This is a genomic window from Acinetobacter sp. PFS20 (assembly GCF_052261015.1).
GTDB lineage: Bacteria > Pseudomonadota > Gammaproteobacteria > Pseudomonadales > Moraxellaceae > Acinetobacter.
The window spans coordinates 2,557,162-2,578,304 of the sequence record NZ_JBPVZE010000001.1 but is presented as its reverse complement, the minus strand read 5'-3'; the positions used below and the strand labels follow the sequence as shown (position 1 = coordinate 2,578,304).

The following is a 21,143-nucleotide window of genomic DNA, read 5'->3' as shown; positions in this document are numbered from 1 at the left end:
ATATTTCCTTCGCCTTACTTAAGCAGAATAAACTTGCTGAAAAGTAATGGATTTTATTTTAAAAGACTATTCTGGGGATTTTATGAAAAAGTTTATTTTTATAGCGGCGGTTTCTCTCTTAAATATAACAAATGCACAAGCTGCAGATGGCACAATTACTATTAATGGTCTTGTTATGGATAATACTTGTACTATTGATACTGGAGATAAAAATCTAACAATTAATTTACCTACAGTTTCAGCTCAAACTTTAAAAAATGCAGGCGATGTGGCTGGCCGTACTCCATTTCAAATTAATTTAACGAACTGTACTTCTGCTGGTAAAGTAGCCACTTATTTTGAGCCAGGCGCTACCGTTGACTTTAATACTGGTCGTTTATTAAACCAAGCAACCTCGGGTGCGGCAACAAACGTGAATATCCAGTTGCTAGGCAGTAATAACGCTGTAATTCCTGTACTTGCTACAAGCACAAATAGCACGCAGACCAATTCGCAATGGGTAAATGTTTCAGCAGGAGGTGATGCTGACCTTAACTATTATGCTGAATATTATGCTACAGGTGCTTCTACTGCTGGTACGGTAACGTCGCAAGTAAAATACACAATTATTTATCAATAAAATTAAAACTGAAGCTTCTATTTCTAAATAGAAGCTATCTCCTATCTATTATTTATTATTGAGAATATGGCTCATGCTTTTTCGTGGTCGTAAGTTTTTTTGGGGATTAGTTTGCCTACAGGTAGCACTGACTACCACAGGTCATACTGAAATTGTTTTGCATGGAACTCGTGTCGTTTATCCTTCAAATGCACGTGAGATCACACTACAACTCAGCAATAACGGCACAGCTCCGTCTCTTGTTCAAGCTTGGATTGATGATGGAAATGCAAAATCAACTCCCGATGAAGCAAATGTGCCTTTCATTATTACTCCCCCGATTTCACGAGTAGAAGCAACTAAGGGCCAAACTTTAAGAATTACAGCTCTACCTAATTCGTCTCAATTAAGTCAACAACAAGAATCCATTTTCTGGCTTAATGTTTTAGATATACCTCCTAAACCCGAAGGAAAAACTCAACAAGACCAAAGTACCCCAATTTCTAATAATTTTTTACAGCTCGCTGTTCGTTCAAGAATTAAATTCTTTTATCGCCCTATAGATCTAAAAGAAAATATTGAACAGCTAAGTGAAAAAGTTCAATGGAAAATAAATGATCAATATCTTGTAGTAAAGAACCCGACTCCCTTTTTCCTCACTATCACTTCTATTTTTCAAGGAACTGAAAGCCATAAAGCAGACTTGTTACAACAAGGTTTAATGGTTGCCCCTTTTTCTGAAGATAAAATAAAACTTAAAAATAAAAATGTATCAGATATGCGCTTTGTATATATCAATGATTACGGTGGAAGAGTTGAGCATCCAATAAAGTTCTAAACTTACTGTATTACTAAAAAACCTAAATACCTATCATGAATAGGCTCTAAAACTATGTCTAAATGGTTTATACCTTATATATGTTTAAAAAGCCCTTTTACTTGTTATGTGGCCTCAAGTATTGCGTTATTTATACCTTTGGCAGCATATGCACAAAATAATGTTGATGTTTCAGGTTTCTCAAAAGCAGAATTTGATAGCAATTTTTTAGTAGGTAATGCACAAAAAATTGATATTGGTCGTTTCAAATATGGAAACCCCATCTTAGCTGGTGAATATAGCTTAGATGTCTATATTAATGGTCAATGGTTGGGTAAACGACGCATGCGCTTTAATGCCAGCTCTCCTAACGTAAATGCTGAAACCTGTTTTACAGAAACCATGTTACTAGAATATGGTGTAAAAGCTGATGTGCTTAGCCAACATTCTCATACATCCTCTCTTTCTTGTGATGCACTAGGTCATTGGATAGATAATGCTTTTTATTTATTTGATAGTTCTCGTTTAAGAATTGATATCTCTATCCCCCAAGTCACATTAGAAAAAAATGCACAGGGCTATATCGATCCACATCTTTGGGATCGAGGAATTAATGCAGCTTTTTTGACATATAACGCGACTGCTTATCGAATAGTTAACGAACAACATGAAAGTGCATATGCTTTTATGGGAACTAATCTTGGAGCAAATTTAGCGAGTTGGCAATTTCGCCATAATGGACAATGGAAATGGCAAAGCCAGTCTAGCTCTCAATCCAATAATTCTTCTTATACTTCAACAAATACATATATACAAAAGGCCTTTCCCCAGATTCATGGTGTTGTGACTTTAGGCGATTATTTTACTAATAGTGATTTTATCGATTCTTTACCGTATCGCGGCGTAAATATTTCAAGTGATGACCGAATGCTTCCAAACAGTATGCTCGGTTATGCTCCCAGAGTGAGAGGTTATGCAAAAACCAATGCGAAAGTCGAGGTTAGGCAACAAGGCAACTTAATTTATCAAACAACGGTACCACCCGGAAATTTTGAAATTAATGATCTTTACCCAACAGGATTTGGAGGCGAGCTACAAGTTTCGGTAATTGAATCTAATGGCGTAATTCAGAAATTCGCTATTCCCTATGCTTCTGTCGTCGAAATGCTACGTCCGCAAATGAGTCGATACTCTTTCACTTTAGGGCAATTTAGAGATTCAAACCTTGGCCTAAATCCTTGGCTAATACAAGGTAAATATCAACGGGGAATTAATAATTACTTCACAGCTTACAGTGCAGTTCAAGCAACGCAACAATATCTCTCACTCTTACTAGGTACAGCTTTTTCTACACCCATTGGAGCTATTTCTTTTGATGCGACCCAGTCAAAAGCTGAGTTTGATCATCAACCTAAAATGACAGGACAAAGCTATCGTTTAAGCTACAGTAAGTTATTTTCCCCAACAAATACTAATTTAACATTAGCGACTTATCGCTATTCAACAGAAAACTACCTCAAATTGCGTGATGCAATTTTAATTCAAGATTTACAAAAGCAAAATATTGATAGCCTTTCCGTAGGCAAACAAAAAAGTGAATTTCAGATTACTTTAAATCAGGTGCTTCCAAAGCAATGGGGAAATTTCTACCTAGTTGGTTCATGGATAAATTATTGGAATCAACCCAAGACCAATAAACAGTTCCAATTAGGTTATAGCAATCAATTTAAAGATTTAACTTATAGTTTATCTGCAATGAGCAGCGAGATTACCGAAGCTGATGGGCGGGCTGGCCAAGATACTCAATACCTAGCGTCCCTATCCTTTCCCTTAGATTTTAAGAAAAATTCTCTAACTTTTAATAATGTTATTGGTGACGACAGTCAGATTTTAAGCTTCAGTGGCTTTTCAGGAAATCGCTTAAACTACGGCGCATCAATTTCTAATCAGGACCATGATCAAACCAACTTAAATATTAATGGTACCTATAAAACTAACTATACAACACTTGGTGCTTCATTCAGTCATGCAGATTCATACCAACAAGAAATGCTTAGCTTGAGTGGTAATGTTGTTGCACATTCTCAAGGAATTTTGTTTGGGCCAGATCAAGCCCAAACCATGGTGTTGGTCTATGCGCCGAATGCTACTGGAGCACAAGTCGGTAATACACCTGGGCTAAGTATTAACAAAAACGGATATGCCGTTATTCCGTATGTTACACCCTACCGTATGAATGACATTAGCCTTGACCCGCAAAATATGTCTACACAAGTTGAGCTAGCTGAAAGTAGCTTACGTATCGCCCCTTATGCAGGCTCAATCACTAAAGTCCAATTCTCAACAAAAAAAGGTTATGCACTTTTTATTAGTACAACAACATTGGATGGTTCACATCTACCTTTTGCCGCACAGGTATATAACCAGAATAACGAAGTAATAGGCATTGTCGCACAAGGTAGTCGCATTTATTTACGAACACCCTTAACCCACGATCATTTATATGTAAAATGGGGAAATACGAGTACTGAAAAATGCGAGATTGAATACGATATAGCGGATCAAATAAAGCATAACAACCAACCAATTATTATGACAAAGGCAGTCTGTAAATGAATAATATTTTTAAAAAAATTGGTTTTTTAGCGGTGAGTCTATTTGCTTATAACCATACAAATGCAAATTGTACTTTAAGTAAAGGATTTACCACTGTCGATATTCCAATGACGATAGGTAAAATCGTAGTAAAACCAAACGATCCAATAGGAACGATCTTACAAAAGAATACTTTTACAATATCTCCTAATAATTCTACCGCCACTTGTAATCGAGCAAGTGATCAAATTATTGCAGCTCTCCCCTTAAATTATCCAATTAGTCCAATAGGCAATAATGTTTATGCAACCAATATTCCAGGTATTGGTATTCGTCTTTATCGCGAAGCAGCAGATGCTTCAGATTTTTCAGGATATTATCCTTATAGACGTACATTAACACCTAATCAAACATATACACTTTCCCCTGGATATTTTGTTATGGAAGTAATTAAAACTGCCATGACAACGGGTTCTGGAGCACTAGTCGCAGGCCGTTACAGTACTTATTACGTATCAGGACAACAGAATCGCCCATTTTTAACCACTACCGTATTAAGTAATGCCCCTATTCTTATTGCATCTTCATCTTGTGAAATTCAAAGTGGTGTAGATTCGCCAGTTCAACTCCCAACCGTGATGAAATCAGCCTTTAGAGCGATTGGGTCAACCCAAGGGGAACAGAATTTTAATCTATCAATCTTATGTAATGGTGGTGAAAACAACTCTGGTATCGCTACGAGCAATACGATCAGCTTAAGTTTTGATTATAATTCTGATACCTCCAATAATCAGGTAATTAACAACAGTGCAGCGAATTCAATAAAAGCTAACGGTGTTGGTGTTGAACTGTTGTGGAATCTGAATGGAGCAAATAAGCCGATTCAAAAAGCAACCAAACTCAATATAGGTAGCGTGAGCTCCAATCAAACTGTTGAATATGATATTCCTTTAACTGCTCGTTATTATCAGACCGCCACCAATGTGACCGCAGGTGAGGTTAAAGCCACAGCGACGGTAACGATTCAATATGATTAATATTCTCTATAAAACTACTAATCAAGTAAGCTTAATACTAATAAGGGAACTAAAAGGCTAATTTTTAGAACTTTGTAGTTCTATTAAAAAATCACATAAAAAAATGCTCATAAGCAAAAATAGCAAATGAGCATTAGTGATAACCACTTAACCTGAAATACAAATTGTGGGAAATAGATCACAATTTGCATGACTATAATTTCAAAAAACAGCTTAAAGATCAAGTCTTTTTTTTAACAAATATTCTAATAACCAACATAACATATTGTTTTAACTAAATTAAAAAAATAAATTTAATTCATGAGCACTATTTTATAGTGTTTCTAAAGAATTATCATTCTATTAATTAATAAAAACTTAATTTTAAGAAAAATTAAAATTCACTCACTAAGCCTAAAAAAAACAAAAATCCATTTATTTTCATAAATTTAGATTAAAACCATAAAAATTAAAATTTTAATGAATTACATAATTTACAATAAAAAAAACATAAATAAATTTAGAATTCCCCTTCAATTGCAAATAATATCCTTAGACTTTTTATCAGAACGTAACATGCTCATTTTTTGGAAAATATTATGTATCTTATTACTAAGTCTAGGCGCTACAAGTATAGGTTTTGCGATTAGTAAGATCGATCTTTTTCTTTTCTTTATAGGTTTACTTTTATTAACCTGCTTTGTCTTAGCTTTAAAGCAAGCACGTGAAGATGCTGGTTTCTTTCCTGATAATTAAAATATTATGAATTTCTAGGATATAGCATCAATACTAAAATCATGATTGAATGCGCCATATAGTCTATAGGGATGGTTGTAATCAAAATATGTCAAAAAGTTCTTCAGATGCTGGAATTTTTTTATTGATGACTTATCAGACTATGCAAAAGATGGGTTTAGATGCCGCATCTATTTTTGCAAGTGTAAATTTACCCAATCAACCACCCGATAAAAATATTCGTAGAGATAATTCTACCCAACAACGGTTTTGGACAGCTGCTGAAAAAATTAGCCAAGATACAGACATTGGTCTGCATGTCGGTAGGCAAATGCCACCCTTCAGAGGCTTGGTAATTGAATATCTATTTTTGAGTAGTTCAACTTTCGGAGAGGGTTTGCAACGTGCTCTAAGATATCAGGCCATACTTACAGATGTATTTGACCTAAAATTAACAGTTAAAGAAGATGAAGCAATATTATCTGGTTTTGAACATCCCGTAAGACATTACCTTGAGTGTGGAATTGGTATTTTTCTTAATTTTTTTAAATATATTACAAATAACGAGTTTAGACCTAGTCAAATTACTTTATCTTATCAACAAGGTGCTTCAGCTAGCGATTATCAAGAAGCTTGGAATTGTCCCGTAATTTTAAATACAAATCAAGGCGCTATAATTTTTCCTAGTGCGTTATTAAATAAAACATCACCAGCAGCTGAACCTGAATTATTAAAAATTCATGAAACAATTGCTGAACAACAACTATCAACTTTAGAAAAACATCAACTTGTTTATGAAATTGAGCGCTTACTCAGCAATGGGCTACTCGAATCGGGAGAATTCGATCAAAAATTTATTGCTGAGAAATTAAATCGTAACCCACGTACTCTGCGTGCTGATTTACAAGCAATAAATACCAATTATGAGAAAATTTTAAACCAACATCGGGAAAAACTTGCTAGACGCTTGCTAGCACACACCCAAGAAACTATTGATCAGATTGTTTATTTGACCGGTTTTTCTGAACCCTCAGCATTTACACGGGCTTTTAAACGTTGGAGTGGTGAAACTCCAAGCGCATATCGCCAGCGCAAACAAAAACAGTCAAATTGATTCTAAAGGCAATTATTCTGCTGCCTATTAGGTCAAAGAGATAAAACTTCCTTCTTTTAGAATAGCTTTAAATTGTAATTGATGAGAAGTGATTAATATGCTCGGACTTCCTGTAGGTATTTTCGTTGCAAATGGTCTTGAATGGTACTTTCATAAAGTTTGGTTACATGAATATCCAAGTCAGTACCGTAATAGTCCTTTTTTCACCCATATCGCGCATCATAAGCGTGCTCGTTTAAATGGCTTTCAAGATGAAGGTTATGCTGAATCAATGTTTAAAAATGCTGAAATGTATAACGAAAAAACAGCTCTGCTTGGGTTAGCTGGGGCCGCTACTATTTTTTTACCTATAGCACCCTTTTTTACAGCCGGACTTTATTATGGCTTATGGAATTATTGGCGTGTACATTCAAAGGCTCATTTAGACCCTGAATATGCAAAGAAACGTATCCCTTGGCACTATGATCATCATATGACGAGCAATCAAAATGCTAACTGGTGCGTTACCAAACCTTGGTTTGACTATATTATGGGAACTCGGGTCACGACAGAAGCGTCTCAAACTGAAAGTAATCCTTTAGGTATAAAATTACCAAAGTTGTTAGAAAAACCGATTAATTTTGCTGCTCGACGCATACTTGCCAAATCGTATACCAAGATTGTTTTAAACTCCGATCAGGACCAATCTAATTTACGTAAAGGAATAGAAGTTAGTTTGTCTTAAAAATTTATCCAAATATAAAAGCTGCGGACTCCAGCAGCTTTTATATAAATGGATCGCAATTAAGAGATTAGACTTTAAAAGGCTCAAAACAAGACATAAGAAAATCCATTACTACTCGGATAGCTGGACTATGCCGTAAATCTTCATGTGTAACTAACCAAATTTCAGCACTCATCGGATAATCATCTTGTAATCTAACTAAATTGCTAATAGCGCCTAAAAAATCCGGTAAGACCGCTAAACCCACTTCCCCACATGCAGCTCTCCACTGTAATTCAGGATGATTGGTCACCATAATGGGTTCTTTATGATTTAATCTTTCTTTTAATTTTTGCTGTTTTTGACCATGTACTCCCCCTACTTCCACACTAATCCATTCATAATTTTCAGGAGCCGTTGAAGCCAAATAATTTGGACCGGCATATATTCCAAAAGGAATTTCACCTACTTTACGAGCTACTAAATTTTCATCTTTAGGACGACCAAATCTTACCGCAATATCAGCCTCACTATGCTGTAAAGAAACATAATGAACATCGCCAAGCACACGTAATTTTAATTGAGGATAATGGCGATAAAACCTACCCAGATGAGGCATGATGAGATGTGCCGCAGTTAAAGGAGGCATACTAATAGAAACACTTCCCATCACTTCTTGCTGACCAGCCTGAGTTAAACGTTCAATAGAAAAAGTTTCTTCCATCATACGAGCAACCACCTGCGCAAGGCGTTCACCATCAGGGGTTAGGATGTAGGTGCGTGGTCTACGATCAACTAATTTAAGTTTTAAATTTTGTTCTAGCTGGGCAATTCTTCTAGATACAGTTGCATGATCTACTCCCAATTTTCGGGCAGCCGCTGACAGTGACTTTTCTTCTGTAAAAACTGAAAAGTAATGTAAATTTTCCCAATCAATCATTGTGCAAATTTTCACATTAGAAGTGTATTAATATGGAATTGTACACCTTTATGTAATTGCCGAGAATAAAACCTTTCTTGATGGGAGCCTGTCCATGAACAGAACGGTGGCTTATGCCTATGCTGGTGTTGTCTTAACAATGTTTTTTTGGGGATCAGCATTTAATGCAATGTCTTATATCATTCAACATATGCCTCCGCTATCTGCTGCATCTGAACGGTTTTCAATTGCAAGCCTAGGCTTACTTCTGATCTTTTCAATAACAGGCCAACTAAGATGGGCAGCCTTAAGCCAGAATTTAGTTATCTACCTTGTTATTGGGGTAATTGGAATTGCAGGCTTCAACATAGGCTGTTTTTATGGCTTAAAAACGACATCTGCCGTGAACGGTGCTTTAATTATGGCAACTACCCCCTTAATGACTCTATTAATGACAATCATGCTAGATGGTGAAAAACTTACCACTAGTAAATTTTTAGGCGTTTTATTTGGCTTAAGTGGCGTATTACTTGTGATTAGTCAAGGCCATATAACAACTTTACTTCATCTCAAAATAGACATTGGAGATCTATTTATATTAATGGGTGCATTTGGATTTTGTTTCGCAAATGTGCTGTCTCGTCGTTATGTAAAAAATGCTACGCCGCTAGAAACAACGACTTTTTCTATGATGTTTGGAGCAATAACACTTGGTTTGTTGAGTATGATATTTGAAAATCCTCTTTCAGCCATTGCATCTGCACCTGTAAATGCACATTTAGCCATGGGATATGTGGTTATCTGCTCTACCATGATTGCTTATTTATTCTGGTTTAATGGCATACAAAAATTAGGTGCTGGCCGCGCTTCGGTATTTTTTAACTTTGTGCCAGTGTTCAGTATGATCATTGCTTTGCTTACTGGGCAAACCCTTAATATCTGGCAGTTGATAGGAACAGCTTTGGTGATGCTTGGTGTCATGAGTAGCGGAGGTTTTTTAAAAATTAAAAGTACTCCACTTATGGCAAAACATTGTACAAAATAAGAAATATGCTGCTACATTAAAATCTACTATTAATATGTAGCAGCATTTTCAAATATAAAATAATAATAATTTCTTTAAGTTCTTATATTTTCAAACATATTCTTACCTTTGTAATGGCTTATACAAAAGCTCATCTTAATTATTCCGTTGTAACAAATACTGTATGTTTCTTTAAAACTTAATAAAAGATTGCCATATATAGTTTTAAAACAACCAAAGGAGATATTAAAATGAAGCTGGATTTTACAACAATTGAAAAGCAAGCCAAATTGCTACAAGAAGAGCAAGAAAAGATCGAGCAACGAGATCATGAATTTCAAGTTGCTTTAGATAAGCACAGGGAGACCCTGAAGAGTTTATTTAAAGATCTTTTCTCTGACCGAGAGGTTAAGACAGAAAATGGAGGCCACTTTTGTGTAAATTTTGGTGATTTCAAAATTTCTTTATTGATTGAAACTGCTAAATTTGAAAATGGTGTTCCTGTAAAATTAAACTCGGTAAATCCCGTTATTATTAAATGCAAAAAAGATAAGCCTATTGCAAAAGCACAGTTTACTGATGCAACACAATATCTAGATAACCATTTAGAAACTCCAAATTATCAATATTATTTTAAGCAAGAAGATAAAACCCAACTCGTGCAATTTTCTGAACTTCCTACTTATTTCCAAATCGTTTTAGATGCTAACGCATAAAGTTGAGCCCTCTATAGAGGGCTTTTTTATATATTATTTTTCTATTATTTAACTTTTTAAAAAATAAAATTCGTCAAATACTTTTTCTATTTATCTATGAATTATTTAAGCTACTTTTAGCTTTTACAGCCTCAAAAATTGTTTGATTATTCTTTAAATTACTTGTATATACATGTTTGTATTTGTTTGTACAAAGATTGAATTAATAAAAATAGAGTGAACTCTTAAAGGACAAGGAGAGTGAAATGGACTCATCGGCTGAGAAAGCAAATAGTAGTTTTATTGAAAACCGAAGCATTGATTTTATTCCAGAAAATGAAAGACATGGCGGAGTATTTGCTCAATTCACCCTCTGGTTTGGTGCTAATTTACAAATCACAGCCATTGTGACGGGTGCGCTAGCAGTTGTATTAGGTGGGGATGTTTTTTGGTCTATTATTGGTTTATTCGTGGGACAGTGTTTTGGTGCTGCCGTTATGGCACTACATGCTGCCCAAGGTCCTAAACTTGGCCTTCCTCAAATGATTTCAAGCCGTGTGCAATTTGGGGTATATGGTGCTTGTATTCCAATCATACTTGTTTGCTTCATGTATATTGGCTTTACTGCAACTGGAGAGGTATTGGCTGGTAAAGCAATTGCACATCTAGCACATGTCAGTAATACAACTGGTATCTTAATTTACGCATGTTTAATCATTATATTTGCAACGATTGGATATCGTTTAATTCATTTGGTAGGCAAAGTAGCCAGTATTATTGGTTTGATCGCTTTTGTGATTATTTTGACTCAAATTTTAGCACTTTCTGATTTTTCTCAACTCTTAGCAGTACGTCATTTTAGTTGGTCTTCATTTTTGTTAGCAGTTTCACTTTCTGCTTCTTGGCAAATCTCTTTTGGACCTTATGTTGCAGACTATTCCCGTTATCTTCCAACTAAAACATCTTCATCTCGTGTATTTTGGGCCGTTGGTTTAGGTTCTCTATTGGGTTCACAAATTTCTATGAGCCTAGGTGTTTTGATTGCTCAGGTAGCAAACGGCAATTTTGTCGGAAATGAAGTTCAATATGTTGTGGGTATGAATCCAATTGCCCTCGTCGTGACCTTTTTATATTTTAGTATCGCTTTTGGTAAAGTTACTCTGACAACGTTAAATGCTTACGGTAGTTTTATGTGCATTGCTACTGTTTGGAATAGTTTCAAATCGACAAATCAAATCTCAAAAATAACAAGATTACTCATTGTCCTTGCTATGGTTGTGTTTTCGACTTTTATTGCAATTATAGGTGAACATACTTTTTTAAGTGCTTTTAAAGCATTTATTTTGTTTTTACTTACCTTCTTTATTCCATGGAGTGCTATTAATCTGGTTGATTACTACTTTATCTCTAAAGAAGAATGTGATGTAGATGCGCTCTATGATCCAAATGGCAAGTATGGCCGTTGGAATCGAATTGGTATCACCTGCTACTTTCTCGGTATTTTGATCCAACTACCCTTTATTGATAGTAAATTTTATACGGGACAAATTGCTGCAATGTTAGGAGGGATCGACTTATCCTGGCTGGTAGGACTGATATCTACAGCAGTGATTTATTATATTTTCGCCAAGAAAGCTCAACTTAAGTTTTCAAAGCAGTTAATCATTGATCAAATCAAATAATTAAACTAGAGATAAGCTATCAAAGTCACACAACTTGATAGCTTATTAAGCTGATTTAGTGACTATTCTTGCAATGCTTTAGCTTGTGCCGAAACAGGCAATCCAAATAACTTATCAAAGCTCCAATTAAATATAAAAGTATAGATAGGAATAATGATAATAAAAGCTACATCTAACCAAAAAGCAGCAATCAGAGAAATATCCATCCACCATGCAATAAGAGGAATCAAAAATAGAACTAAGGTAAGCTGGAAACCAATCGCATGTCCAACTCTACGCTTAACTGTACGAACATTACTGCTTTGTCTAGCCTCCCACTTCTCATATAAAATATTGTAGATAAAATTCCAAGTTACAGCGATGGTCGTAATCATGACAGAGAGTGGACCTGTATGTTCAACACTATCACCTGCCAAAATCGCTAACCCTACTGATGAAATAATCATTCCAATCACCTCATAAGAAGAAACATATACGATTCGACGCTTTACACCTTGCATAATAAACAAACTCTACTTAATTCTTTTTATTTTAATTTCAGTTAAAATCATATATAAAGTTAATAGCTTTCAGTTCTACTGATATCAAAATGAATTTTAATAGTGAAAATATTGAACTCTTTATTACTGTACTTGATACAGGCTCTTTCTCTGCAGCCGCCCGTAAACTAAATCGAGTCCCCTCAGCAGTCAGTATGGCGGTTGCTAATCTAGAAGCAGAATTGGGTTACACCTTATTTGAACGTACTCCACGCAAGGTCATTCCTACACCTACCGCATTAGCTTTGGAACCTCAAGCACGAATTATTTCTGAACAACTTAAACTATTCAGTACTCATGCCCATGAACTTTCTTTAGGACTAGAGAGTAAATTACGTATTGGTGTGGTCTCAGATGTAAATACAAAACTATTATTTTCTTCAATAAAGAAGTTAGCTGATAAATTCCCCTTACTAAATATAGAGGTTATTACTGCACCTCAAGATGACATCCTTAATTTACTTTATAGGGAAGAAATTAGTCTTTGCTTAGCTGGTTCAGACCTGAATATAAAAATGCGTGAAAATCTACAATTAGTAATGACTGAAACAGTCGTTGCTACTATCTCGTCTAGTCATACTCTTCTACAAGAAAAAACAAAGCATTTTTCTATTGAAAAGTTAATCAATATTAGACAAATTGTAGTGGCGAGTAGCGACCATGAAATGACTGATTCTCGATCAATTATTGGTGCTATGTACTGGAAAACGAATAGTCTACAAACAGCAATTAATATGGTTGAAGCAGGACTCGGTTGGGGAAATTTCCCCTTATCATTAGTACAAGAAAAAATTGATCAAGGTCATTTAGTTCTTTTAGATTTTAAAAATACTAAAAATCATTTACCTCTATCCATTTACTTAATTTGGCTTCAAGACCGCCCCTTATCTAAAGCGGCTCGAGAACTCATTCAGATTATTCAAGAAAATTTATAATTTCTTATACTGTAGCTCTGAACACACATGATCTTTCTATAGGTTTATTCCTGATTATATATACTTACTTTTAAAATTTAGATTATTGCTCTAACCTATTTTCTCTATATTACAAAAAGCAAGAAGCCTACTTTAAAAAGTAGGCTTCTTACTGTATTTCAGGACTAAGCAATAGTTTTTTATTTTGGGAAAATACATTTGTACTTTATTAAAACCTAGCATTTTAGTCAAGAATAAATTCAATAAAATACAATCATTTGTATCGAGCGTGAAAGTAGTCACACTTTAAGTTTTATATAGAAAACACATGAGAAAAAGAAAGAAATTTCAATTAAAAAAACTTCCAATTACCCCACCTAAAAAGTTCTAATTTTTTAATAAAACTAGATAAAAGTCTTACTTTGAAGGTGACTCACTTTGCTTCCTTATTTTTCGTATTTCGCCGTTAAAGCCTATGGAGTTTTTTTGTCCTGTGCTCTAAACAAAATTAATTTCATAAATATTATCTTTGTACTCTTATTTTTTCAAATTAATTAGATTTTTGGATTCACCTTACTTAAAAAATTAATCACTTTCATCAGATTTATTACAGTACCTATTAGACTGCAAAGAATAACTCTGATTAGAATGATATAGAATTGACTATGATAAGAAGTGCATCATTCTATAAATAGAATTTTATAAAATTGCACATTGTCTAAATATTTAGAGTAGATAAAATATTTCTTAAATTAAGTTTATTTAGAATATTCTATAGCCATTATTAGAAATATTTATAAATTATGTATAAGACATAAATGTATAAATTATGTTTGTAAACTTTTTGAAAAACCAATATTGCTCATATTTTCAGCAACACTCAATCAACCCACAATTTGATTATTTTTCAAACAAAAGATGTTTTAAAAGAATTAACAATTCGAACTGATAATTAACTAAAACCTAATCACTATAAACTACTGACTGGCATAAGTTCTAATTGATCGATAAATAACTAAGTTCACTTTACTCATGAAGTACTCATACGCTAGAATCACTCTCGCTCGTAATATTTAACCAAAATAACACAATATTTTTTGGGTTTAGTATGCGCCTAGTTTAGAAAATGACTTGTGTTTGATTAAAAAATTGATTAGTATTGCACGCACTGAAAGGCCTTGAGATTTAAAGCTTTTCTGACTTATAGGGCCTATAGCTCAGTTGGTTAGAGCAGCGGACTCATAATCCGTTGGTCCCGTGTTCAAGTCACGGTGGGCCCACCAAATACAAACCCCATAAACTAAAAAGTTTATGGGGTTTTTTAATGCTTAGCTAAATAGAATTCGTTTTACCGTTATAAACAATATTCAAAATTTAATTATCAAAGTGTAAATTTTATTTTATCTTAAAATTTTAACTGCTTTAAAATACGTTTTTTCTAAACTCAATATTTCTATTTCTTCTATTAAGCTAAGATTTTCTTCCGCATAAGCTCTGTATGTTCTAATTGAGCATCCCAAAATTTTTCCCATAAATCACAATACTCTAAACATAACTTTTCGATATAGTTATAATCTTCTTCCGTACAAGCTTGCATTAAGACATACCATAAGTCTTCTTCATGATCATCATCTGCGGCTTCGGCACTTTCATCTTCAGAAATACCATGTACATGATAATAGCCACCACCCTCTACCTCTAAACCTACAGCTTTAGTCGCTTTACGTAACGGTGGACTATAAAGAATCACCTCTTCTTCTGCGACTGCTAATAAGGCTGAAACAGCTTTATAGTCATCATAAGCATTTTCTAAAAACACTCTAACTTGATCTGCAATTTCAGTCGGCTGATAAGTCAAACGATCTTGTTCTGTAATACCAAAATCATTTAATACATCTTCAAATAAAGGATAGTGAGCATATTCAGGATTTCCCTGATAATAACCATCTTTGTCTAAACCAGGACGAAATCCAAACTCATCAAAAATATTTAGGCTCAAAAGAAAACGCGGAAACATTTTCGCACCAGCATGCAATCTTGGCTCTAGTTGTTTAGTTTGAAATTGGGCCATGAGCAATGCATCAGTAAAAGTTTGTACGATTGCATGGCGGTATTCTAAGTGTATTTTTTTTAAATTTTCTTTATTAATCTCTCCGTTATTTAAAATATCAATTGCTGGATGATGTGATACCGCATGCTTAGCAATTTTTTCTCTTAATCGGGTCAAAAAGTCTAAATTTTTTTCCCATAGTTCGGTAGAAATGCTTTGCTTCATCCCTGCGAGTGCTTTCTTTCTAGGGTTATTAAAATTCTCAAATTTCTTAGGCATATCTACTCTCATTAAACTTATTGAAGCCTGATCGATTTTTACATATTTTATTATAAAAACAATGACTTAAATTAATATTTAAATATGTTCCCTTATCAATCCATATTAGAATTAAAATCGTACGAAATCAAATAGAAAATTAAAAAAAACTTATGTTAATGATAATCATTATCACAATATCAACTTGAATCCAAGCCCTTTTTTTATTATGATCATTGATATTAAAATTTTAATTTTTCGATTAAGTTATAATTAGTTCTAACTATATGGAATAGTAATGTCAAAAAAAGAAGATATTATAAATACTGCTTTAAATTTATTTAATCAGATTGGCTACAATGCAACTGGTGTTGACCGTATTATTGCTGAATCTAATGTTGCAAAGATGACCTTTTATAAATATTTTCCTTCAAAAGAAAATTTAATTATGGAGTGTTTGCAACATAGAAACTTAAATATTCAAAATTCAATTAATGAACAATTAAATTTACGTCAAGATGCTAACCCGCTTGAGAAAATTCATATTATTTTTAATTGGTATATTGAATGGATCAATAGCGAAACATTTAATGGTTGCTTATTTAAAAAAGCATTTATTGAAGTATCTAAACAATATACTTCAATCCGTGAACCATTTTACGAGTATACAAAGTGGTTAACTCATTTATTACAAGATCAGCTCACTCAATTAGGTATAGAAAACCCTACTCCGCTTACTCATATCATTATTTCTATTATTGATGGAATGATTATTGATGGAACAACAGATAAAAAACTAATTAATGCTGAAAAAATTTGGCAGTATATTGAGTTTTTAATTAATGAAGAAATACCTCAACAGATTTCTTAATTTTAAAATTATCTAAGTTTATTATGTTTAAAGAAAAATAAAAAAGAACTTTTTAAATCTTCAAGCTTAGATAATGTTCATTTTTAATTGGCTACTTTAGCTTTCATAATTTTTCTAGGCTTTTTTACAAACTCATATTAGAATCCTGCAAATTTATCACCTTGCACTGATCTATGAAAAAATTTCTAGCTAACTCTATCTTTAAAGCTGCTGGTTGGACCTATAATGTAGATCCTAAAATTCTTGAAAAAAAACAAGTTATTATTGGATTTGAACATACCTCAAATCTAGATGCAGTGCTCTCTATTGCTCTCTTCCAAATTTTAGACATTAAGATTCATACTTTAATAAAGAAAGAACTTTTTAAGGGTCCCCTTAAGCCAGTTTTAGAAAAACTTGGTGGCATTCCAGTTGATCGCAAAGCGAGTAAAGATATTGTTTCTCAAATGGTTGAACAATTTCAAACTCATGAAACTTTTAACTTGGTGATTGCTCCAGAAGCTACTCGGGCGAAAGATGGTTCAGAACGTAAACCTATCCGTACAGGTTTTTGGCATATTGCGAAAGCTGCTAATGTTCCAATTGTACTCATGTATGCCAACGCCCGAAGCAAACAAGGCGGGATTCTAGGCAAAATTTATCCAACAGACTTACAAAAAGATTTAGAAACCATTAAAGAGCTATATGCGCAATTTGACATAGATGTCAAAATTAACTAGATCAAATTGGATTTGATTCGGCCTAATCTCACTCATTAGGCCTTAACGTTATTATTCTTATTCAATTGGCTAACAAAACGCAGGGCAACAGTTTTCAACAAAACCAAGCCTATGCTAATATTCCAGCACTTTTGCATTTTCTTTTTTTGGAGTTCACGTCCATGGCGGGTCATTCTAAATGGGCCAATATTAAGCATCGTAAAGCGAAACAAGATGCAAGTCGCGGTAAAGTTTTTACTAAATATATTCGTGAAATTGTGACTGCTGCCAAACTTGGTGGTGGAGATGCTGCTAGTAACCCTCGTTTGCGTGCAGTAGTTGAAAAAGCTCTTTCAGTTAATATGACACGTGACACCATCAACCGTGCAATCCAACGTGGTGCCGGTGGTGAAGATAATGATGATTTAAAAGAAGTAACTTACGAAGGTTATGGTGTTGGCGGTGTTGCTGTTCTTGTTGAGACAATGACAGATAACTTAAACCGTACAGTACCAGATGTACGTCACTGTTTTAGTAAAACGAATGGTAACCTAGGAACTGCGGGTTCTGTGGCTTATCTATTTACTAAACGTGGTGAAATTACTTTTGAAGATGTTTCTTTAGAAGACAAAATCATGGAAATTGCTCTAGAAGCTGGTGCTGAAGATATTGAAGTTTCAGAAGATGAAATTTTGGTAATCACTTCACCAGAAACTTTTGGTGAAGTTCAAGATGCTCTAACTGCTGCTGGTTTAAAATCTGACAACGCAGAAGTGGTTATGAGTCCATCAACTAAAGCTGAAATTACTGATGTCGACCAAGCAAAACAAATTCTTAAAATGATTGATATGTTTGAAGATCTTGATGATGTACAAAACGTTTATACTAACGTTGAGTTCACAGATGAGGTTTTGGCTCAACTTGATGCCTAAATCAAATATTTGAATTAAAAAAACGCACCAAATGGTGCGTTTTTTTATAGTTTATTGAGTAAGTTATAGCAGTTAAAAACATTATATTTTTTAATAACAAAGCTGGAATGCAATGCAACAACATTGTCAATTTTTCCAATACGTCTTAATAAAATTTCACTGTAGTCATCCATGTTACGTGCTACAAGTTCTAAAATAAAATCGGCACTTTGCCCTGTCACGAGAAATGCATTGGTCACTTCTGGAATTGCTTCTATTTCAGAAAGAAACTTATCAAATGTTTCGGTGTCATGCTTACTCAATGAAACTTGCAATAAGATGTGTAAGGTAAATCCAAGTTTACTAAAATTAATTTCCCTTTTGAGCTGCCCCATAACGTTGGCTTCAATCAGATGCTTAATCCGGCGATGCACAGAACTGACTGACAGATTGATCCGTTCTGAAAGTTCATTCAAATTTAAGTCTTCATGAGACAAAATTTCTAGAATTTGTTTATCAAAACGATCTAACTCCATTGTTATCTCCAGCCAGAATTTTACAGTGACGACAGTATACCCTATACAACTCATCTGCATTTAAAATACAAAGGTTTAAAAATAGCTAAAACGTTTATTCCTTTTACACATTTTATTGCAGTTATGCATTTTAACCGTGCAAATAATGGAGCATATGGCGCATTTTAGAAAGTTAATTTCACTCCCTTATTTATTTTTTTCAATATAAGATATTACTCGCCCCATTATTAGAACGTAGACCAATGATAATTATAGAAATTTGACTATTTTTCTAAATTCTTAAAGTTGGCATTATTATTGTTATGTATTTGCAGGAAAATTTTTATCCATGTCGGGGAGTTCCTGTGAATAAGATCAAAACACTAGTGCTAGCAATGAGTTCTTTAGGCGTAATTAGCGTGACGATGCCTGTGCATGCCGCTACAGATGCAGAAGTTAACGCCTTACGTGATGAAGTAAAGGAGTTAAAACAACTCGTCCAGAAACTATCTGATCAACAAAAATCAGCTTTGTCGGTTAGTGCTCCAACAACAATTCCCGTAGCACCAGCTAATCCTACACCTCCTGTATCAAAACCAGGTTGGATGGCTATGACCGATGGGCAAACCCAAGTTAAGCTTTATGGTAGTGTCCGCGCAGATGCAACCTATGACTTTAAAGGTTCAAATGGCAGCATTTCAAATGGCGCTAACTATCCATTAAATAAAGATGATCCAAAACAAGACTCACTAAATGTATCTGCTGCAACTTCAAGAATTGGTCTAGACATTACTCGACCTACTCAGTACGGAGATTTAACCGGAAAAATTGAAGCCGATTTCATGGGCGGAAATGGCGATAATGGTAATGGTACCTTCCGTGTTCGCCATGCATATATGTCTTTAGGAAAATGGTTAGCTGGTCAAACCACCTCACCTTTTGTAAACACTGATACATCACCAGAAACAGTAGATTTTAATGGCGCTATTGGTACAGGTACTACACGTACAGTACAAGTTAGGTACACTCAGCCAATTAATGCACAACAGAAAATATTAGTTGCCTTAGAAGGTGGTGATGTTGAAAAAGCTGGTAATGCTGCCGGTGGAAGCCGCTTTCCTGCTTTAACAGCACGATATGATTTCAAAACTACGGATAATAAAGGCCTATTACAGTTACATGGTCTTGCCCATGAAAACCGTGTTGCTCCCAAAGATAGTGCTTCAGAAGAAAAATTCGGTTGGGGTGTAGGCGTTGGTGGTAAATATGATTTAACACCTCAAGATAGCGTGGTTGCTAACTACTATCATGTTAAAGGAGATGGCCGCTATTTACTTTATAGCAACTCAGCTTATGCCTATGACACAACAACTCAGGATATTAATCTAGGTGAATTTGATAGTGCTGTTATTGGCTATCAACGAAAATGGAGTCCTATCCTCCGCTCTACTTTTGCAATAGGTGGTATTCAATACAAAGATGATAGCATCTATGCAAATAGCAATTTGACCAGCACCAGCTATAACAAAGAAATTTATAATGCTTTGGTCAATTTAATCTGGAATCCGGTTAAAAATATTGATTTAGGTGCAGAATATACCTACGGCCAACGAGAAACTTTTGCAGGCGATAAAGGTGATTACTCTCGCGTCAATTTATTAGCAAAATATAGTTTCTAAAATTTGGATGTAAAAAAAGAGCCTTTCAAAAGGCTCTTTTTTTATTAATAGTATTAGTGCATGGCTTGAATTTTTTCTAAAAAGAGCTTCGCGCGCTCGTGGCGAGCATCTAAATTATCAAAGAATTCATGCGTTGGACAGTCTTCTAAAATCTTACCTTCATCCATAAAAATTAGACGGTTAGATACTCTTTTAGCAAAACCCATTTCATGTGTCACACACATCATGGTCATACCTTCATGTGCAAGTTGCACCATTACTTCAAGTACTTCACCTACCATTTCTGGGTCAAGTGCAGAAGTTGGTTCATCAAACAACATACAGATTGGGTCCATGGACAAGCCCCGAGCAATCGCTACACGTTGTTGCTGGCCCCCAGACAATTGACCTGGAAACTTATCTTTATGTGCAAGTAAACCTACACGCTCTAAATATTTCAAACCTTTTTCACGAGCATCGGCAACTGAACGCTTTAACACTTTAACTTGAGCAATGGTTAAATTTTCCAAAACAGTCATGTGTGGAAAAAGTTCAAAGTGTTGAAAGACCATTCCTACGCGTGAACGGAATTTAGCAAGATCCGTTTTTGGATCTTTCAGAGAAACTCCATCAACAATAATATCGCCTTGTTGAAATGGTTCTAACGCATTTACTGTTTTAATGAGTGTTGATTTTCCGGAACCAGACGGTCCGCAAACAACAACGACATCACCTTTTTCAATACTCGTCGTGCAATCTGTTAAAACCTGAAAATCACCATACCATTTAGAGATATGTTGGATGTCTATCATTGGCATTTAAAATCTCCAA

At 34.5% G+C, this 21,143-nt stretch carries 20 protein-coding genes and 1 tRNA gene; 16 read left to right on the top strand and 5 right to left on the bottom strand.

The features are described from left to right. The first annotated feature begins 82 nt into the window (after window positions 1-82). The 7 genes from ACS125_RS12155 to ACS125_RS12125 all read left to right on the top strand — a co-directional run bounded on the left by ACS125_RS12155 (window position 83) and on the right by ACS125_RS12125 (window position 7,599). Complete coding sequence (locus ACS125_RS12155; RefSeq protein WP_443272369.1) at window positions 83-619, top strand: fimbrial protein; 537 nt, start codon at window positions 83-85, stop codon at window positions 617-619. Window positions 620-692: 73 nt separating this feature from the next. Further along, window positions 693-1,436, top strand: a complete 744-nt coding sequence (locus tag ACS125_RS12150; RefSeq protein WP_004792819.1) for a fimbrial biogenesis chaperone — start codon at window positions 693-695, stop codon at window positions 1,434-1,436. Window positions 1,437-1,574: 138 nt separating this feature from the next. Then, the gene (locus ACS125_RS12145) at window positions 1,575-4,031 is read left to right on the top strand and encodes a fimbria/pilus outer membrane usher protein (protein ID WP_443273965.1); all 2,457 of its coding nucleotides are present in this window, start codon (window positions 1,575-1,577) and stop codon (window positions 4,029-4,031) included. Then, complete coding sequence (locus ACS125_RS12140; protein WP_174759708.1) at window positions 4,028-5,047, top strand: fimbrial protein; 1,020 nt, start codon at window positions 4,028-4,030, stop codon at window positions 5,045-5,047. Before ACS125_RS12145 ends, ACS125_RS12140 begins: the two co-directional genes overlap by 4 nt. Before the next feature lie 555 nt (window positions 5,048-5,602). Further along, a complete protein-coding gene (locus tag ACS125_RS12135; RefSeq protein ID WP_151962660.1) occupies window positions 5,603-5,782 on the top strand; it encodes a hypothetical protein in 180 nt (59 codons plus the stop codon). Between the two features lie 88 nt (window positions 5,783-5,870). After that, window positions 5,871-6,875, top strand: a complete 1,005-nt coding sequence (locus ACS125_RS12130; RefSeq protein ID WP_004792823.1) for an AraC family transcriptional regulator — start codon at window positions 5,871-5,873, stop codon at window positions 6,873-6,875. 97 nt (window positions 6,876-6,972) lie between these two features. Then, entirely contained in the window at window positions 6,973-7,599 is a 627-nt protein-coding gene (locus tag ACS125_RS12125) for a sterol desaturase family protein (RefSeq protein ID WP_440202089.1), read from the top strand. A 67-nt stretch (window positions 7,600-7,666) separates the two neighbouring features. Here the strand turns inward: ACS125_RS12125 and ACS125_RS12120 are convergent, their stop codons facing one another. Continuing rightward, window positions 7,667-8,518: a LysR family transcriptional regulator gene (locus ACS125_RS12120; RefSeq protein ID WP_443272365.1), complete on the bottom strand. Its 852-nt coding sequence runs from the start codon at window positions 8,516-8,518 to the stop codon at window positions 7,667-7,669. 94 nt (window positions 8,519-8,612) lie between these two features. Between ACS125_RS12120 and ACS125_RS12115 the strand changes: the two genes are divergently transcribed. The 3 genes from ACS125_RS12115 (at window position 8,613) to ACS125_RS12105 (ending at window position 11,898) form a co-directional block, all read left to right on the top strand. After that, window positions 8,613-9,542, top strand: a complete 930-nt coding sequence (locus ACS125_RS12115) for a DMT family transporter (protein WP_443272363.1) — start codon at window positions 8,613-8,615, stop codon at window positions 9,540-9,542. A gap of 230 nt (window positions 9,543-9,772) precedes the next feature. Continuing rightward, entirely contained in the window at window positions 9,773-10,237 is a 465-nt protein-coding gene (locus ACS125_RS12110; protein WP_004792827.1) for a hypothetical protein, read from the top strand. 245 nt (window positions 10,238-10,482) lie between these two features. After that, a complete protein-coding gene (locus ACS125_RS12105; RefSeq protein WP_443272361.1) occupies window positions 10,483-11,898 on the top strand; it encodes a purine-cytosine permease family protein in 1,416 nt (471 codons plus the stop codon). A 62-nt stretch (window positions 11,899-11,960) separates the two neighbouring features. Here the strand turns inward: ACS125_RS12105 and ACS125_RS12100 are convergent, their stop codons facing one another. After that, the gene (locus tag ACS125_RS12100; RefSeq protein WP_049836489.1) at window positions 11,961-12,398 is read right to left on the bottom strand and encodes a PACE efflux transporter; all 438 of its coding nucleotides are present in this window, start codon (window positions 12,396-12,398) and stop codon (window positions 11,961-11,963) included. Window positions 12,399-12,487: 89 nt separating this feature from the next. On the opposite strand from ACS125_RS12100, the gene ACS125_RS12095 reads away from it, so the two are divergent. Continuing rightward, window positions 12,488-13,372 carry a LysR family transcriptional regulator gene (locus tag ACS125_RS12095; RefSeq protein WP_174731936.1) on the top strand — a complete coding sequence of 295 codons (885 nt, stop codon included), beginning with the start codon at window positions 12,488-12,490 and terminating at the stop codon, window positions 13,370-13,372. A gap of 1,185 nt (window positions 13,373-14,557) precedes the next feature. Beyond that, a tRNA-Ile gene (locus tag ACS125_RS12090) sits at window positions 14,558-14,634 on the top strand. Between the two features lie 182 nt (window positions 14,635-14,816). On the opposite strand, the gene ACS125_RS12085 is transcribed toward ACS125_RS12090, so the two are convergent. Continuing rightward, entirely contained in the window at window positions 14,817-15,680 is an 864-nt protein-coding gene (locus tag ACS125_RS12085; protein ID WP_004792833.1) for an iron-containing redox enzyme family protein, read from the bottom strand. A gap of 277 nt (window positions 15,681-15,957) precedes the next feature. On the opposite strand from ACS125_RS12085, the gene ACS125_RS12080 reads away from it, so the two are divergent. The 3 genes from ACS125_RS12080 to ACS125_RS12070 all read left to right on the top strand — a co-directional run bounded on the left by ACS125_RS12080 (window position 15,958) and on the right by ACS125_RS12070 (window position 18,160). Continuing rightward, the gene (locus tag ACS125_RS12080) at window positions 15,958-16,530 is read left to right on the top strand and encodes a TetR/AcrR family transcriptional regulator (protein WP_238611142.1); all 573 of its coding nucleotides are present in this window, start codon (window positions 15,958-15,960) and stop codon (window positions 16,528-16,530) included. A 173-nt stretch (window positions 16,531-16,703) separates the two neighbouring features. Continuing rightward, on the top strand, window positions 16,704-17,249 hold the full coding sequence (locus ACS125_RS12075; RefSeq protein ID WP_004792837.1) for a 1-acyl-sn-glycerol-3-phosphate acyltransferase: 546 nt from the start codon (window positions 16,704-16,706) through the stop codon (window positions 17,247-17,249). Window positions 17,250-17,410: 161 nt separating this feature from the next. Beyond that, a complete protein-coding gene (locus ACS125_RS12070) occupies window positions 17,411-18,160 on the top strand; it encodes a YebC/PmpR family DNA-binding transcriptional regulator (RefSeq protein ID WP_005304550.1) in 750 nt (249 codons plus the stop codon). A gap of 44 nt (window positions 18,161-18,204) precedes the next feature. On the opposite strand, the gene ACS125_RS12065 is transcribed toward ACS125_RS12070, so the two are convergent. Further along, entirely contained in the window at window positions 18,205-18,675 is a 471-nt protein-coding gene (locus ACS125_RS12065; protein WP_004642558.1) for an Lrp/AsnC family transcriptional regulator, read from the bottom strand. 344 nt (window positions 18,676-19,019) lie between these two features. Here ACS125_RS12065 and ACS125_RS12060 point away from each other — a divergent pair, with 344 nt between their 5' ends. Continuing rightward, complete coding sequence (locus tag ACS125_RS12060) at window positions 19,020-20,333, top strand: DcaP family trimeric outer membrane transporter (RefSeq protein WP_216069833.1); 1,314 nt, start codon at window positions 19,020-19,022, stop codon at window positions 20,331-20,333. A gap of 53 nt (window positions 20,334-20,386) precedes the next feature. On the opposite strand, the gene ACS125_RS12055 is transcribed toward ACS125_RS12060, so the two are convergent. Continuing rightward, complete coding sequence (locus ACS125_RS12055) at window positions 20,387-21,130, bottom strand: amino acid ABC transporter ATP-binding protein (RefSeq protein WP_004792844.1); 744 nt, start codon at window positions 21,128-21,130, stop codon at window positions 20,387-20,389. Window positions 21,131-21,143: the final 13 nt, after the last annotated feature.